The sequence below is a fragment of the Brevibacillus panacihumi W25 genome (assembly GCF_000503775.1).
GTDB lineage: Bacteria > Bacillota > Bacilli > Brevibacillales > Brevibacillaceae > Brevibacillus > Brevibacillus panacihumi_A.
Genome location: NZ_KI629785.1, coordinates 1611847 through 1627551 on the forward strand (window position 1 = coordinate 1611847; position 15705 = coordinate 1627551).

Below are 15705 nucleotides of genomic sequence, written 5' to 3' on the forward strand. Positions count from 1 at the left end.
TTTACGCTCCTTATTCGATCTTCTTGCGGAAACGCAGCATCGCGACGATCAGGATGAACAGACAAAAAATCCCCATCCCCAACGTATCCTTCCAAAGCGAAGCCAGATCGACCCCTTTTAAAAAGATTCCCCGCAAAATCGCTAAAAAGTAGGTTAACGGGACAAAGCCTCCCAACCATTGTATCACGTACGGCATCGAATCGCGCGGGAACATGAAGCCGGACAGCAGAACGCTGGGAAGAATAAAGGCAAATGCGATCTGCATGGCTTGAAGCTGCGTCTTCGCTACGGTGGAGATGAAAATGCCCAGAATCAACGTAGTCATCAGAAAGAGAATCGACAGGCTGACCAACAGCGGGACGCTTCCTTTGACAGGCACCCCAAACCAGTACGTGCCGACCAAGAGGACGAGACAGAAGGAAAAAAGTCCGACGCCTACATACGGCGTAATCTTGCCCAGCATCAGCTCGAGCGGACGAATCGGAGTGACGATCAACTGCTCCATGGTTCCCCTCTCCTTTTCCCGTACAAGCGAAAAGGCGGTCAGAATCATGGTTACATTTTGCATGATCAACCCGATCAAGCCGGGAATGTTGAATACAATGCTTTCCATGTTGGGGTTAAACAACACGCGGGTGTTCAGTTCCATCGGAGGCTTGATCTCCCCCATTCCCTGTTTTTGCAGGAGCTTTTCCTGCAGGGCGATGGAGCGGTTTTGCACAATCAGCTGTGCATTGGATAACGCAGTTCGCGCAATATTCGGATCCGAGCCGTCAATCAACAGCTGTATGGCGGCTGATTCGTTGCGGTCTCTTTTGCGTGTGTAGTCAGGCGGGATCACCAGCGCGACATTGGCGCTGCCGTCATCCAGCATTGCTTCGATCGCCTTGTAGCCGCTCTCCTGGGCAATGACCTCGAAGACACGGGTATTGACGAATTGGTCGATCAACTCCCGGCTTTCGGCGGAGGGACTTTGATTCCATACCACCATCTTGATGTCGTTGACGTCCGTATTGACGGCATAGCCGAATAAAAACAGCATCATCAGGGGCATGACCAGCGCAATCGCCAGGCTGGGACGGTCCCGCTTGATTTGAATCACTTCTTTTTTGACTACGGACCAGTAACGCTCCCAGACAAAACGCTTCATCGGACACCGCCCTCCCCGGCGCCAGCCTTGGCAAGCCGTTCTTCCTCCCGTTTTACCAGCTCGATGAACACATCCTCCAGGTTCCCGACTTCCATGCCGTCGATGAGCTCTTGCGGCGTACCCTGTGCCAGCAGATTGCCGAAAAAGATGAAGCCGATCCAATCGCAGGTCTGGGCCTCGTCCATGTAGTGCGTGGTGACGAGAACGGTAATCCCCTGCTTCGCCAGCTCATGAATGACGTCCCAGAAAATCCTTCTGGAGACCGGGTCTACTCCTGCTGTCGGCTCATCGAGAATCAGCAGCTCCGGATTGTGCAGCAGAGCGCAGGAGAGAGCCAGACGCTGCTTCCAGCCGCCGGACAAGGAGCCGGCAAGCTGCTTGTCCCTGCCCTTCAGGCCTGCCATCTCGATCAACTCGGCTTTGCGCTGTTTTCGCTGCGAGGAGGTAAGCTGATAGACTCCTGCGTAAAAATCCAGATTCTCTTCTACCGTCAGATCTTCGTACAGGCTGAACTTCTGCGACATATAGCCAATCCTTTGTTTGATCTCCTCGCTTTGCGTCATCACGTCAAATCCAAGCACGGTACCGGTACCCGAGGTCGGTGTCAACAGGCCGCACAGCATCCGGATCGTAGTCGACTTGCCCGAGCCATTTGGCCCCAAAAACCCGTAGATCGAGCCTTTTGGCACGGAGAGGGTCAAGCTGTTGACCGCGACCCGCTGCCCGAAGCGTTTGGTCAATTGCTCACATTGAATGGCGACTGTCATTCTTCTCCCCCCTCGTCAGGCAGAAGCACGTCGGCCGGCATACCCGCCTTGAGTTTATCCAGTCCTTCCGTGATGGTAATCGTAACGGCAAAGACCAGCTTCGTCCGTTCATCGGGAGTCTGCACGTTTTTTGGCGTAAATTCAGCCTTTTCCGCAATATGGGTGATGGTACCGACAAACGTCTCGCCCGGATAGGCGTCCACCTGGATTCCAACCTGCTGCCCCTTGCTGACGCGATTCAGCCCAGCCTCCGGGATATACACCTTCAATTTGAGCTTATCTGCTTTCATCATTGCGAACAGATTGGCTCCCACTTTCGCCACTTCCCCTTCAGTAACGGACGATCGCAGCAGGACGCCGTCGGCTGGCGCTGTGATTTTCGTCTTTTCCAGCTGCAATTCAGCTTGATCCAGCTTGGCCTGCGCCTGCTGCTGAGCAGCCAGCAGCGCGCGAATGGCATAGCCCGTGCTTCCCTCCTGCAACAGGTCCAAATCTGCGACTGCTCCTGTCTGTTGCGCTGACGCAGTCTCGGTCTGCGCTACGGCGGCAGCGGCTTCTCCTTTGGCCGATTCGTACTGGGCTTCGGCAGAGGCAGCCTGTGCGGCCAGCTGAGCCACCTGTGTACGCGCCTGGCTGACTGCTTCCTGTTGAGTCTCCAGATCCTTCTTGGAGATCGCCCCTTTTTCAAACAGAGCAGTTGCCTCCTGCAAACGGTTTTGCTGGAAGGCCAAGGTCTGCTCTGCCCCCCTCCACTGCGCCCTCACTTGTTCCAGTTGCTCCTGTGCCCGTGAAATCCCGGCATCGGCCTGTTTTTTCCTTGCCTTGGAGACCTGGAGATTGGCTTCGGCCTGTTGGACTGCCGCTATGCCCTTTTGGATCGAAGCGTCGCGAGAACCGGCCTTGGCTTCCTCCCATTTTGCCGTCGCTTGATCCAGCAAGGCCTTCGCTTCAGCCACCTGATGCTCGTATAGACGCGGATCAATCTGAGCCAGCAGCTGTCCTTTGGCCACATGCGTTCCTTCCTCTGCCGCAACTTTCGTTACCAACCCGCCGACTTCAGCTACAATCGGCCACTCATCTGCTTCGATCGTTCCTGACAAGGCCGTTTCCTTCGATTGCAGCCAGGTACAGCCTGATAAAGCCATAAGCAGAATGAAAATCAACAAGGAGAAAAGAAGACGTCTCATGACAGAACCACCTCATCACGCTAGTTTTTATAGTGAGTAATCACTCATTTACGGTGGTAAAAGAAAACCAGCTTGTGTAGACGCTGGTTCTGAAATCAATGATAAAGGGAATCTTGCACAAAATGTAGCGAGTGATTACTCACTTTTGATTATAGATCCTCTTTCTCAGCTTGTAAATCCTCTTGTCAGGAAGTTTCTGGCGAAGGTATTTTTTCTCCCTCCGCCAGAATTTCCATGAAAAATACTGTCAGGAAATCCTTATGGAAAACCCGCCAGCCAGCAAATACAGATGACTTTCGATCGATTGCTCGTCTTTGCCTGTGATTTGGTGAATCGCACGTACGTACAGTCGCAACTGCTCCTCATAGCGGCGTGTCATTTCCTTGATTGCCTGCTCCGTAGCTTCCGCTGCCAGCCAGTCGGTCTTGAAGTCGATGAGCAGCAGCCGTCCATCCGCTTCTTCGATCAGACAGTCGATTACGCCCTGCACGATGACTTGCTCCTGGCTGTCTTCGCCCAGCTCCGGCTCTACCTCCTGTGCCGGAATCGCCAGGGTAAACGGCAATTCCCGGTGGACAATCGGCGCCTGCTTCATCCTCTGACCAAGAGGCGTATGGAAAAACTGGGCGATTTGCGCCAAATCCACTGCCTTTGCCTGCTCCTCTGTTAGAAAGCGGTTGGCAGCCAGCGCCGCTATCTGTTCCTCGAGATCCGCCTGATCCAGCGGACGACGCAAATCCAAATGCTGCATAATCAGATGCGTCAGAGTCCCCTTCTCCGCTCCGCTGAGGCGATGCGATTTTTGCTCCAACAGGAACTGAGGCTTTTCTGTGATTGACGGGAGGGTGACACCTTGACTGCTTCCCAGTGAGCGAGAGCGGCGTTTCAGTTCACTGACACTCCACTTCGCTGCCACTTTCGGTGCGACCGGATGCGGCTCCTGCCAGCCAAGCCTTTGCTCTACCAGCTCCCTCGCCTTTGCATCAACCGGCCGATCCGCAATCGGCTTTCGCTCCGTCATCTGCTCCCAAATCGCCAAATCCTCCGCAGACGGCCCTGTCTGGGCTCGCAGCGTTTCTGCCTGGTAAAAATGAAAGGACCAGATCGAATCATCCGGGATTGTACGCACCTGTACGTTCTCGCCAACCCCCTGTGTCGTGGGATAGGCACGCAGCGGTCCAGCTTCGGGATGGCGCAGCAATGCCCGTCCAACCCAGTCCAGATAGCCTTTTGCACGGGCCAGGGCTTCATCGCTCAGACGCTCCCCGTCATCCTGATTGCCCCATTCGCTGATGCTCTTTGCCAGATTTTTGGCTGAGCCGAGCAAGACCAGCTTTTCTCGGGCACGCGTCAACGCCACGTACAACACACGCATCTCCTCTGCCAGCAGATCGCGGCGCAATTGCTGACGGATTCCCAGAGCTGCCATGCTCGGATACCGCACTTGCGAAGCAACATCCACTGCCATCGGCCCAAAGCCGAGATCTTTGTGCAGCAGAAATTGGGCTTTCAGATCCATCGTATTGAACTGCTTGCCCATCCCCGCCACAAAGACGACCGGAAACTCCAGCCCCTTGCTTTTATGAATCGTCATGATCCGCACTACGTCTTCGTTCTCGCCGACCGTTCGCGCTTCGCCAAGATCATTGCCGGCTTCCTGCATGCGGTCCACAAAGCGCAGAAAACGGAAGAGTCCCCGATAGGAGCCCGCTTCGTACTGTCTCGCCCGGTCGTACAAGGCACGCAGATTGGCTTGCCGCTGCTGTCCATTTTCCAGCGCAGCCACATAGTCGAGATAACCGGTATCCCGGTACAGGGCAGCGATCAGCTCAGACAGCGAGCCTCTGCGCGCCAATGTACGCCATCCGGCCAGCCGCGTGAAAAATTCCTGCAGGTCCCGCTCCCATTTCCTCACTGCTGGCTTTTCTTGTACGTATTGCAGGACTGCTCGATGGAAGGGTCCTGAAGGATACGAAATGCGAATCTGTGCCAATTGCTCCTCTGTCAAACCGACGATCGCAGAACGCAGCACCCCCGCCAGCGGAATATCCTGCATCGGGTTGTCGATCACCCGCAGCAAAGAGAGCATGGTCTCTACCTCTGTCGTCGCAAAGTACCCGGAAGTCTGCTCCGCATGGACAGGGATGCCGGCAGCAACCAGCTCCTGCTGCATCGTCTCTCCCCAACCTGAGGTAGCACGCAGCAGAATCACAATATCCCGGTATTCCAACGGTCGAAGCCCGCCAGCCTTTTTATCGAACACAAGCAGCGGCTCTTCCCCTTCTCCCGGCTCCATCCAGCGGCGAATCCTTCCGGCGATCAGCCGAGCCTCCAATTGGGCGACGCTCGCTTCCTCCAAGGCTTCCACGTGATCCGGCTCAGCTGTAGTTTCCGCATCCTCTGCTTGTGACACAATTTCTGATGCTGTCTCTCCGCCTGCATCTGCCCGATCAATCAGATGCATTTCTACGCGCAAACGCTCCGGGTCCACTTCAGGATACGCCGCACGGTTGATCAGCTCTGCGGATTGGTCGTAATCGATCTCGCCTACACCCGGCGACATGATCTGCCGGAACAAATAGTTGACGGCATCCACCACCTCGCGCCGGCTGCGAAAGTTGGCCGCCAGATCGATCCGCCACCCCTCTGCTTCCCCTGCATCGAGCGTGTCTCCTTCGCGAAGGGCTTCTTCCTTCCTGTAGGCGAGATACTTGTCCAGAAAAAGCTGCGGCTCCGCCAAGCGAAACCGGTAGATGCTCTGTTTCACATCCCCCACCATGAAGCGGTTGGCTGCCCCGTTCGTCACCCAATCGCGCGACACCATCTGGAGGATCGTCTCCTGCACCAGATTGATGTCCTGATACTCGTCTACCAGCACCTCGGCGAATTGCTCCCGAAGCTGCAAGGCGACTGGGGAAGGGTGCAGTTCCCCGTTTTCGTTGCTCTGTGTCAGGATGCGCAAGGCGAGATGCTCCAAATCGCCGAAATCGACCAGGGAGCGCTCCCTTTTGGCCTGCTGAAACGCTTCCCCGAACGAGATTACCAGACGGGCGAGCGTTTGCATATGCGGTGCCAACTGCCTTAAGTCCGCCAGATATTGCTCGGCCGACGTCGCAAAGTACTGTTCTTTCAAATCAGCCAATGCTTTTTTTGTATGGTTGCGCAGATTCTGCACCTGTTCCTTCAGGTCTGGATCGGTCCCTTTAACAGGCGGCAGTTTGGCAAAAACGACCGCTTGCACGGCCTGCTGTGCTGCCTCCCAGCCTTGACGGGTTGCCAGGCAGGCCCGCTGCAGGGCGTCCGCCTCCGCCTCGAGCAAGGGGAGGTAAGCGGCTGGACCATCCACTGATGAGGCCAAAGCGACAGCCTGGCGCATTTGCTGTGCCATCCCTTCCAATTCGAGCGACAGGGAGCGAAGCACACTGCGTGCCCATTTCAGACTATCCAGTCCCTTGCTCGCATCCACCTCAAACATCTGTGCCGCTTCCGACAGCCAAGCAGCAGGTGCCGGATGACTGCGCGAAAACTCGTACAAACGCAGCAGCAAGGTGACAAGAACCTGATCATCCTGACCATCCAGCATGACATCTGCCAAGGCATGAAAGGCGGGGTCTTGCTCATACCAAGTCTCTACTTGCTCTTCCAGAACATCCTGCCGCAGCAATTCGCCCTCCATCTGATCTGCAATGCGAAAATCAGGATCGAGGTCGATCAGGTAGTAATACTGCCGTAAAAGCCCCAGGCAAAACGAGTGCAGAGTCGTGATGGTAGCCCGTTGCAAGAGCGCAAGCTGACGGCGCAGATGGGGAGATTGCGGTTCTTCCGCCAAAGCCTTGCGCAGCGCTTCCCCGATCCGGTGGCGCATCTCGGCCGCAGCAGCGTTGGTGAATGTCACGACCAGCAATTGGTCGACGCAGATCGGATCATGAGTATCCATAATCCGCCGGATGATCCGCTCGACCAGCACAGAGGTTTTCCCGGATCCCGCTGCTGCTGCGATCAACAGGTGATTGCCGCGCCGAATGATGGCCTGCCACTGTTCATCTGTCCACTGCTCAGGCTTGGTCGGGGCTTGTTGCTTCGCCATCTCTATCCGCCTCCATTCCGCTGTTCTGCTGGGCGAGCATCTCCCAGATCTCCTTGTTGCTCCATTTCGACAGCAGGCGATGCTGATTGCCGCCTTTCTGCGCATCAAACTGGCAGACCGGCTTGTAGGCGCAGTAATCGCATGCCGTCATCGTTCCCTTGGTATAGGGCTCAATCTGAATATCGCCCTCTGTCATGCGGGTGCTGATCTCCTTCACCGTCTGACGGACGTACTCTGTCAACGCTCCGAACTGGTCGGCAGTCGCCACAGAGGAACGAGAGGAGAGCGTGCCGTCTTTTTTGATCTCAAACGGCAGAAGCTCTGACGCCCCTTGCTCAATCTGGGCGTCCATCATGCGCGCCAGCTCTGGATCTGCCAGCATCAACCCCTTCATGCGCAGGCGCTTGGCCCGTTCCTTCTCTGCCTCCTCGGCTGTCAGCATGCGTTTTGCCGTGACGAACGGATCCGCGACCTGATAATAAAAGACACCGCCCATCTCCGCCTTCCTGCCTAGCCACTTCTCCGAATTCGAGACCACCACATCGAGGTAGACGAGCAATTGCAGGTTCAGTCCGTTCCACACATCCGCGAGCTGCAAGGGCTTGGCGCTTGACTTGTAATCGATCACGCGCAGATAGGGAACCTCGCCGTCGAGCGACTGGTCCACCCTGTCGATGCGTCCAATCAACTGCAGCTCGACGCCGTTCTCCAGAGAGAGGGAGAGTCCCGGCAGATCACCTTTTGGTCCAAAGGAAACCTCCAGTCCCACCGGGGCAAAACGACTGCGCTTGGCGTGTTCGCCCAAAACGTAGATCGCTCTGCCGACAGCCCGCTTCAGCTTGCCCGACAAGTAGCGATAGCGGGCGGTCCGAGTCAGGATGCTGCTTCGCGTCGCAGGCACGAGCTCTTCGACGACATCGCTGGCAAGCTGCATGCTGCTTGTCTCTGTCATGCGTCCCCATTCCAGGTTTTCTTCGTTCATTTTTTCGACCGCCCGCTTCAATGAGGCGTGAAACAGCTCTCCCACATCAAAGCGTTCCAGCTTGTACTGCATCCGCTCTGCCAGCCGCAAGCCATGTGAGGAAAAATGAGAAAACGGACACGAGGAGAATCGCTCCAACCGCGACACGCTCATCCTTAATTGCTGTCCATACAAGCTCTTGCTCGTCTCTGCCTGGAGCTTTCTTGGCAGATTTAGATAGCGCAGGGCAGACAGCAGCCATTTTTCCCTTTCTGCATCGGGGGAGGAACGCAAGAACCAGTCGTAGACCTCCCACCAAAAAACGGGCAGCTCCCCGCTCTTTTTCATCGCGCGGATTAAAGTCAACAGATGACCGAATACGCGCTGCGGGTTTCCCAGCAAAAAGGCGTCCGCAGCCATTTCACCTGTCGGCTCGTTGTAGAAGATCTGGTGCTTGACCTGCGGCAGCACTTCCTGCACTCGATTGAACAAAGCCCCAGGCAGCAATGCTTTGCCCTCGTGATCCGCCAGAGCGCAGCTCAGCAGCAACCGCTCAGAGGGACGGGTCAATGCCTGGTACAGCAAATAGGACTCTGCCATCAGCCGCTGCTTGGCACCGGGGGCCAGCTCGACTCCGAGCTCAGCCAGGCGTTCCCGCTCCGCTTCATCCAGAATGCCGTCCTCGCGCGGGCGCATCGGTATCACGCCGTCATTGACGCCCAAAAGAAACAACGCCTTCACATCCGGCTGGCGAGAGCGCTCCATCGAACCGATCAGTACCTGATCCAGCGCAGGCGGCACCAGGCCCATCTCGATCGTCTCCAAACCGCTGTCCAAGACACGGGCATAGGTGGACAGCTCCATTTGCTCCTCGCCCATCACTTCGACGATCTGATCCATCAAGGCGATCAAACCATTCCACACCTGTCCATGCACTTGAGCGGACTGCAGGTCTCCTGCCTGCTCGGCCTGCTTCTGCCATTGCTCCAGCTTTTGCGGGATGTTCAAGGCCGCGAGAAATTGGTACAGAACCGTCGTCATGGCCCTGACATCTTCGCGCATCACCCGCTTCATCTCTTGCTCAAAGTGCAACAAAGGTGCAGCGTACTTCCGGCGCAATTGATCGATCCTGGCGTCCTCTTCCGCTCCTGCTTGGCCGCCAAAATGCCAGGGGGATTCCTCTGCCCACTGGTAGCCAAACACGCCGTGAGCCAGCACGTAATTTTCCAGCAGGTCGATTTCTTCACGCGCCGTCTCCTGCTCTTCGTCTGCCGCCAGCAGGTCTGTCTTTAGACAGCGGAATACAGCATCGTAGCGCCAGCGGTTCACGATTGCTTCCAATGCGGAGCGAACCAGCTCGATCAATGGATGATGCAGGAGCGTGCGCTTCTGATCAAGGAAGTGCGGAATGTTGTATTCACTGAAAACAGCGCTAATCTCATCGGCGTAAGTGCCAATCTCGCGCAGCAAAATCGCCATGTCCCGCCAGCGGTACCCCTCTTCGCGGGCAAGTGAAAGAATCTTCAACGCGACAGCTTCCACCTCTGCGCGGCGATTGACAGCAGACAAGAGAGCTACTTCATCCGCACGCTGCTGCTCGGGTGCTTCGCCGGGATCCCCCCACTGGAAATAGGCGCTTTCCAGCTTGTGCAACCATGGACTTCGCGCAAAACGGTGCGGCTTGGTGAGCAGAAGCGGCTCACGAACGGTCACGCCATTTTCCCGGGCAATGGTTTTCAACGCCTGATAGGTACGCCATGTCGGGTAAAAGAGACTCAGCTCGTCCAGCGGCTCATCCCGCTCTTGCGGGTCCAGCGTCAGGGCAATCGTCACCTGACGGGCATGGACCATCAATTGTTCGATCAGCCTCAGTTCCTGATTGGTAAAGCCGCTAAACCCGTCGATGAAAATTTCCGCCTGTCTGATATAAGCAGAATCTCGCACCTTGCTGGCGACGCGGTTGAGGATATCCTCTGCATCACAGTAGCCTTCCGCCAGATAACTGTCATAAAGATTCATCACCAGCCGCAGATCACTGATCTTCTGATTCAGGCTGGACGTCCCCCACTCCAGGTTTTCCGAGTGGGCAAAGCTCACGCCGTACGACTTGCACTCGCTGATCAGTCTGCCAAGCTGCGCGGCAAAGCCCGGCTGCAGAGCCGAACGGCCAAATACCTGCAATTCCTCCCGATGCCGCTCCAGCAGCATGCGCAAGACCATGTTTTTTCCCAGATCATCCACCGGGACAAGGGTCAGATCCCCCAGCTCCTGCATCAACCGATGGGCCAGCCGGCCAAAGCTGAGCACCTGCGAGCCCATCATGCCGCCGTTCTCCGATTTAACCGCCAGTTCATACTCTGCCTGAAAACTGGCCTGTTCCGGGACGAGCAGGATCATAGGAGCACCTAGAAGCTGTCCCTGTCGCGTCTCTTGTATTCGTGTAAACAACTGCTCCTGGATCGCCGCTGTCTTCCCCGTGCCAGCGCGTCCGAGTACGAATTGTACTGCCATGCTTCCCTCTCCTAAGCTATTCGATTTCCAGATGAATCCTGCTGCCCGCTCCCATCGGTTCGGCTGGCGTGATGACCAGTCGCCGCGGCATGCGTACGCGGATCTCCGGGACGTGGCTGATCACCCCGATCGTAAAGTCCTCCATCCGCAGCCGTTCCAGCGCATCCATGACGGTCTCCAGCAGCTCTGGATCAAGCGTGCCGAAGCCTTCGTCAAGGAAAAAGAATTCCAGTCTTCCTCCGCGCATCTGGATTTCCATCGACAGTGCGAGGGCGAGCGATAAGGAGGTCAAGAACGTCTCCCCGCCAGACAAGGTGCTGACCGGACGGCGCATTCCCCCTGCCGCTTCGTCCCGCAGGACAAACTCTCCCTCGTCGCCAATCTCCAAGGCATAGCGGTTGGCCGTCATTTTCATCAGATGATAGGAGGCATCGCGAGCAATCGAAACCAGCTTCTCTTCAGCAATGAACTGGACGAATGCTTTTGCCTCAAAGAGCTTTTTCAACTCTTCCAGACGGCTCTGCTCGTCCATGCACTCCGCAAGCAGCGCTTGCAGCTTCAGCCATCTGTTGTGGTTTCGCTCCAATCGGTCTACATGTTCCTTGGCGACTGCCACCTGCTTTTGCGCCTCTTGGAAGGTGTGCTCCCACTCTTCCCAGCTCTCTTTGACCGTTTCAAACTCCTCTCGGGAGACAAAACGTCCAGCAATCGACTCGCTAAGCCGCTTTTCATCGTAGTGCAGTTGTCCTACCGCTTGCTCATAGGCCTGCACCTGCGCCTGGGCGTGCTCCAAACCGTCTCTGCTGGCGTACAGCTCACGAACCAGATCCAGCTTTGCGATACCGCTGTGCTGCAGGGCTTGCTGCAGTGCTTCCTGCGCTTCCTGTCGCTGCTTGGTCAAAACCGCATACGCTTCCGAATGTTTCACCAGTTTATTCTGCACCTGCTCCCGCGTCAGCGCGGCCGTTTTGCGTCTTTCCTCCGCCTTCAAGGCTGCCTGACGCAACCCTTCAAGCTCCTCGGCTATTTGACGCAATCCTACCTGAGCCGGAATCCCGCCGGTACGCTCCTGCCATTGCGCATGCTTTTGTTCCCACATGCGCTTGCGATCCTCAACCCGCTCACGCAGGTTCCCTTCTCGTCCTTTTTGCTCCACCTGTTGCTGTCTCGCTGTTTCGAGAGCTGTGATCAGCCCCGCACGCTGTGTTTCTTTTTCTGAGCGAACCTGCTGCAGCTGGGCCATTTGACGATCCATTCTGCTGAGTTCCTCATAGCGCAGCTCGATTTCCTCCACTGCCAGATCACCGCGTTTTGCATCCAGCTCCTCCAGACTGCGCTGGACCATCGCGCTTGCGCTTTCCAGACGCTCTCTGCTATCCGCAAGCGACTTTTCCAACTGCTCCTGCAGGATTTGGCTTCGCTCCAAAAGACGAAGCTGCCCCGCCTCCTCCTCGCGCAATGCATCGATGTGCTGCGCAAGCCGCTCTAGCTCCTCCTTTGCCTGCTCACGGGCTGATTGCTTGGCCAGCAATTCCTTTTCCTCGCGCTGATAGACGGCTAACAGCTCGTCGAAGCCCTGTACCAGCCAAGGCTCCCCCTGACTATGGCACTCCTGCCGGATGGCGCGGATTCTGTCCTCGATCCCTTGCTGTTCCGACAAAAGCGTATCGAATCGTTCAGTCAGCGCTTTCTGTTCGGCCCCGGCTGTCAGATAGGCTTCCTTTGCCAATCGTGCCTTTTGCTCCGCCTCGCGCAATGCCTCCTCTGCAGCCTTGATCCACTTCCGCAGCCTCTCTCCCAGAGAAGCAGCTTCGGCCTGCTCAGGCAGTTCCTGCACTCTGTGGATGTGATGGGTAGAGCCGCATACCGGACACTCTTGTCCTTCCTCCAGCCGCTCCCGCAAAAAGCGAGCCATGTTTTCCTGCTGCCAATGCTCCCATTCTTGTCTTAAAGCATCCAATGTGGTCTGCTGCTGCGTGACCTGCTGCTCGTTCTCCCGGGCCACTGCTTCCAGCCGATCCAGCTTCTCCTGCATCCGCTCCCGCTCTTGTTCCAGCTTCTCTTTTCGTTCCTGCAAAAGCTCCTGCTGCTGAAGCTGTTCGCGCCATTGCCTTCCTGCCTGCCTCATCTCTCCCAGGACGAGCCGCGCCTGCTCCCACTCGCTGTCACTCAGGCTGGGTTTCGCTTCCAAAGTGCTCCACTGGTCTCGGGCCTGCTTCAATCGTCCGGCACATTCCTCCCAGCCTTGACGATGCTTTGCCGCCTCTTCGGCAGTGCGTTTCAGTTGCTCTTCCAGCGCAGCCAGTTCCGCTGCCAGCTCCTGCTGTTTCGCGGCCTCCCTGCTCCATTGCTGCTTGGCCTCACGAGCCGCACCGACCTGATCGCGCCACTCCGGGGTCACGCTGACTGCCCTGATCTGCTCGTCCAGTCGCCTGCACTCCTGCTCCCAGGACTGCAAAGCGGCCTCGTCCTGTGCCAGCCGAGACTCGGTCTCTTTTAACGCCGCCTGAACCTCTTGCCATTCCTGCTCCAGGCTCGTCCACTCCACTCGGATTCGGGACATCTCGGCTTCCCATTCCTCGGCTTGCGTCAGCCTGCTCTTTTGTTCGTGCAAATCCGGTTCCCGAGCAGCAAGATTCGTCTGGGCATTCCGGGCTTCCTCTTCTGCTTCCTGCCAAGCGAGATTGGCCATCTCCTGCTCCTGCCGGCTTTGTTGCAAGGCTATTTCGGTCGCATGCCACTCCTCGTCGAGCCGTTCCCATTGCTGCAGCATCGGCCACAGGCGGATGCTCGACTCCCAGTTCTGGATTTTTGCTCTCCATTCGGCCATCTCGTCCTGTTTGGCAGCCAGGGCTGCCATCTGAGCTTGGACACGCTCCCGTTCTTGCAGCCACGCGTAGAGCTGTTCCAGTTCCTTTAGCTTTTGGGCAAGCTCCTCTTTTTGCTCGCGATACACCTGCTCCTTTTGCGCAGCTTCAGTCCAAATCTGCTGCGCTTCCTCCAGCGCCTCAGGGCCCGCTTCCCCTAATGCCGCCATTTCCAATTGCAATTGATGCATTTGCTCCTTGCTCTTGTCCAACCCATGCCGGACGCGCTCGCTCAGTTTTTCTCCGTAAATATGTAGACGAAACATCCGCTGCAGCATCTCATTGCGCTCGCTGCCTTTCAGCGTCAAAAAACGGGAGAATTGCCCTTGAGGCAATACGACCGCACGGGTGAAATCCTGCAGGGTAAGTCCGATCAGCTCCTCCACTGCTGCTGTCGCGGAGGTCGCCTTGGATTCGAGGACGACATCCTCTTCGCCAGTCAAGTGGCCCAATTGGATCAGGCGCACCTCGGGCTGGCGTTTATTTCCTTTTTTATCCAGTCCAAACTCCCGCTCTACCGTATACTGGCGGCGATTGCTCCCTTTGCCTAGCTCGAAGGTGAAGGAGACGAAGATGCGCTGCTCCAGCTGGTTCAGCACTTCCTTGGGGTGGTTGCCCCCTCCGAGGCGCACGACTTGTCCGTAGAGCGCAAGCGTAATCGCATCCAGTATGGTGGACTTCCCGCTTCCTGTCGGGCCAAAGATCCCGAACAATCCAGCCTGACAAAGCACTCCAAAATCAATTTCCTGCATTTCGCGGTAGCTGTGCATCCCAGCCAGCTTCAATCGGATCGGTTTCACCTACGCTTCCTCCTCTCTCCCTGCCTCCGACTCCAGCAGCAAACGCTGAAACATCGCGACCAGCCGGTCATCAGGCTGCGCGCCTCTCTTGCGTTCATAGAAGCGGCGAAACAGTTGATCCGGAGTCAACTCCGTCAATTTCGCTTGAGCTTCCAACTCTTCTGACTCTTCGCTGTCCTCTCGCACGACGACCCGCTGAATCTTGATAAAATCGTCGCTCAGCTTGCGCAAACGCTGAAATTCTGCGGGATCAATCACATCCGAGACGTGAATCTCCAGGTCAATCCAAGCTCCTGCGTCCCTGCCTTCTGCGAGCCAGCGTTCCACCTGTTCGATCCCCTCTGTCGCCTTCCAGCGGGCCAGCGGTCTGCCGCTCGTCAAATACAGGATCTCTTCGCGCACCTCTTGACCCGGCTCTACCTCGACCAAGACGACCGCTTTGCTCTGTCCCGCCTCGGAAAAGCTGTAGCAGAGCGGCGATCCGCTATAACGGACAAGCGGCTTCTCCCGCAGCTTTTGCAGGCGATGCAGATGCCCGAGCGCGACATAATCGGCATTTTCCGGAAATGCCTGTGTCGAGACAGTCATCGCTCCCCCGATCTGGATCGGCCGCTCGGATTCCGTCTCTGCTCCGCCCATTACGAACAGATGGCTCATCACCAAATTGACGGTATCTTCGCGAAAGTGAACGGAAAGCTCGTTCAACAGCTTGCCGATTCGGTCCGAGAACGCAAGCTGCATCTCTTCCTGCGTAAAGCTCTCGCTCAGCAGTTCCTTCAGACGGGATTCCGACGGATAAGGCAAAGCAAGAATGACGGCATGATGCTCGCAGCCGGGCACAGCCAGCTCCAGCCAGGACGGCCCTCCTTGGACAATCTGCACGCGATCAGACGCGGATACAGGCTCCTCGGGCTGCAACGGCGCTTCCTTGGGCAGCCCCAACAGGACGATTCCGTGCTTTGCTGCCAGCGGTGCAGCTGCGCGGACTCGCTCCGGCTGATCGTGATTCCCCGCGATGACCACGACTCCTCGTCTGCCACCGCCCGACAACCGTTCGACAGCTTCGTAAAAGAGCTCTTCCGCCCAGGCAGGAGGATTGACCGAATCGTATACGTCGCCCGCGATCAATACCAGATCCACCTGACGCTCCTCCGCAATCCGGCAAATCTCTTCCACGAAAGCCGCCTGCTCAACTCTCCGGTCACGCCCTTCCAACTGACGTCCAAAATGCCAGTCGGCTGTATGTAAAATGCGCATTCGCTCCACCGTCCCATCACGATCATGTGTTTGCTTTTATTGTAACAAAAGAAAGAGGCAGACGCGGGTTGAAATTTCGCCCACATACGTAACTTTTCTCGCTGAATAGGCGTCTACT

Annotated in this window: 7 protein-coding genes; all 7 read right to left on the reverse strand. The window is 56.7% G+C overall.

Annotated features, from left to right (window positions below):
- Positions 1–10: 10 nt before the first annotated feature.
- Positions 11–1150, reverse strand: coding sequence for an ABC transporter permease (locus T458_RS48795; RefSeq protein ID WP_023558438.1), 1140 nt, complete (start codon positions 1148–1150; stop codon positions 11–13).
- A complete protein-coding gene (locus T458_RS48800) occupies positions 1147–1917 on the reverse strand; it encodes an ABC transporter ATP-binding protein (RefSeq protein ID WP_023558439.1) in 771 nt (256 codons plus the stop codon). Before T458_RS48800 ends, T458_RS48795 begins: the two co-directional genes overlap by 4 nt.
- Positions 1914–3104, reverse strand: coding sequence for an HlyD family secretion protein (locus T458_RS48805; protein WP_023558440.1), 1191 nt, complete (start codon positions 3102–3104; stop codon positions 1914–1916). The genes T458_RS48800 and T458_RS48805 overlap by 4 nt, the downstream gene beginning before the upstream one ends.
- 247 nt (positions 3105–3351) lie before the next feature.
- Positions 3352–7191: a helicase-exonuclease AddAB subunit AddA gene (gene addA, locus T458_RS48810; RefSeq protein ID WP_023558441.1), complete on the reverse strand. Its 3840-nt coding sequence runs from the start codon at positions 7189–7191 to the stop codon at positions 3352–3354.
- Complete coding sequence (gene addB, locus T458_RS48815) at positions 7160–10663, reverse strand: helicase-exonuclease AddAB subunit AddB (protein ID WP_023558442.1); 3504 nt, start codon at positions 10661–10663, stop codon at positions 7160–7162. The genes addA and addB overlap by 32 nt, the downstream gene beginning before the upstream one ends.
- Positions 10664–10679: 16 nt before the next feature.
- A complete protein-coding gene (locus T458_RS48820) occupies positions 10680–14330 on the reverse strand; it encodes an AAA family ATPase (RefSeq protein WP_023558443.1) in 3651 nt (1216 codons plus the stop codon).
- The gene (locus T458_RS48825; RefSeq protein WP_023558444.1) at positions 14331–15587 is read right to left on the reverse strand and encodes an exonuclease SbcCD subunit D; all 1257 of its coding nucleotides are present in this window, start codon (positions 15585–15587) and stop codon (positions 14331–14333) included.
- Positions 15588–15705 lie beyond the last annotated feature (118 nt).

Excerpts from the sequence above, each read along its gene's own strand:
- T458_RS48800 (WP_023558439.1), bottom strand. The coding sequence starts at position 1,917 with ATGACAGTCGCCATTCAATGTGAGCAATTGACCAAACGCTTCGGGCAG.
- T458_RS48825 (WP_023558444.1), bottom strand. The coding sequence starts at position 15,587 with ATGCGCATTTTACATACAGCCGACTGGCATTTTGGACGTCAGTTGGAA.
- T458_RS48795 (WP_023558438.1), bottom strand. The coding sequence starts at position 1,150 with ATGAAGCGTTTTGTCTGGGAGCGTTACTGGTCCGTAGTCAAAAAAGAA.
- addB (WP_023558442.1), bottom strand. The coding sequence starts at position 10,663 with ATGGCAGTACAATTCGTACTCGGACGCGCTGGCACGGGGAAGACAGCG.
- addA (WP_023558441.1), bottom strand. The coding sequence starts at position 7,191 with ATGGCGAAGCAACAAGCCCCGACCAAGCCTGAGCAGTGGACAGATGAA.
- T458_RS48805 (WP_023558440.1), bottom strand. The coding sequence starts at position 3,104 with ATGAGACGTCTTCTTTTCTCCTTGTTGATTTTCATTCTGCTTATGGCT.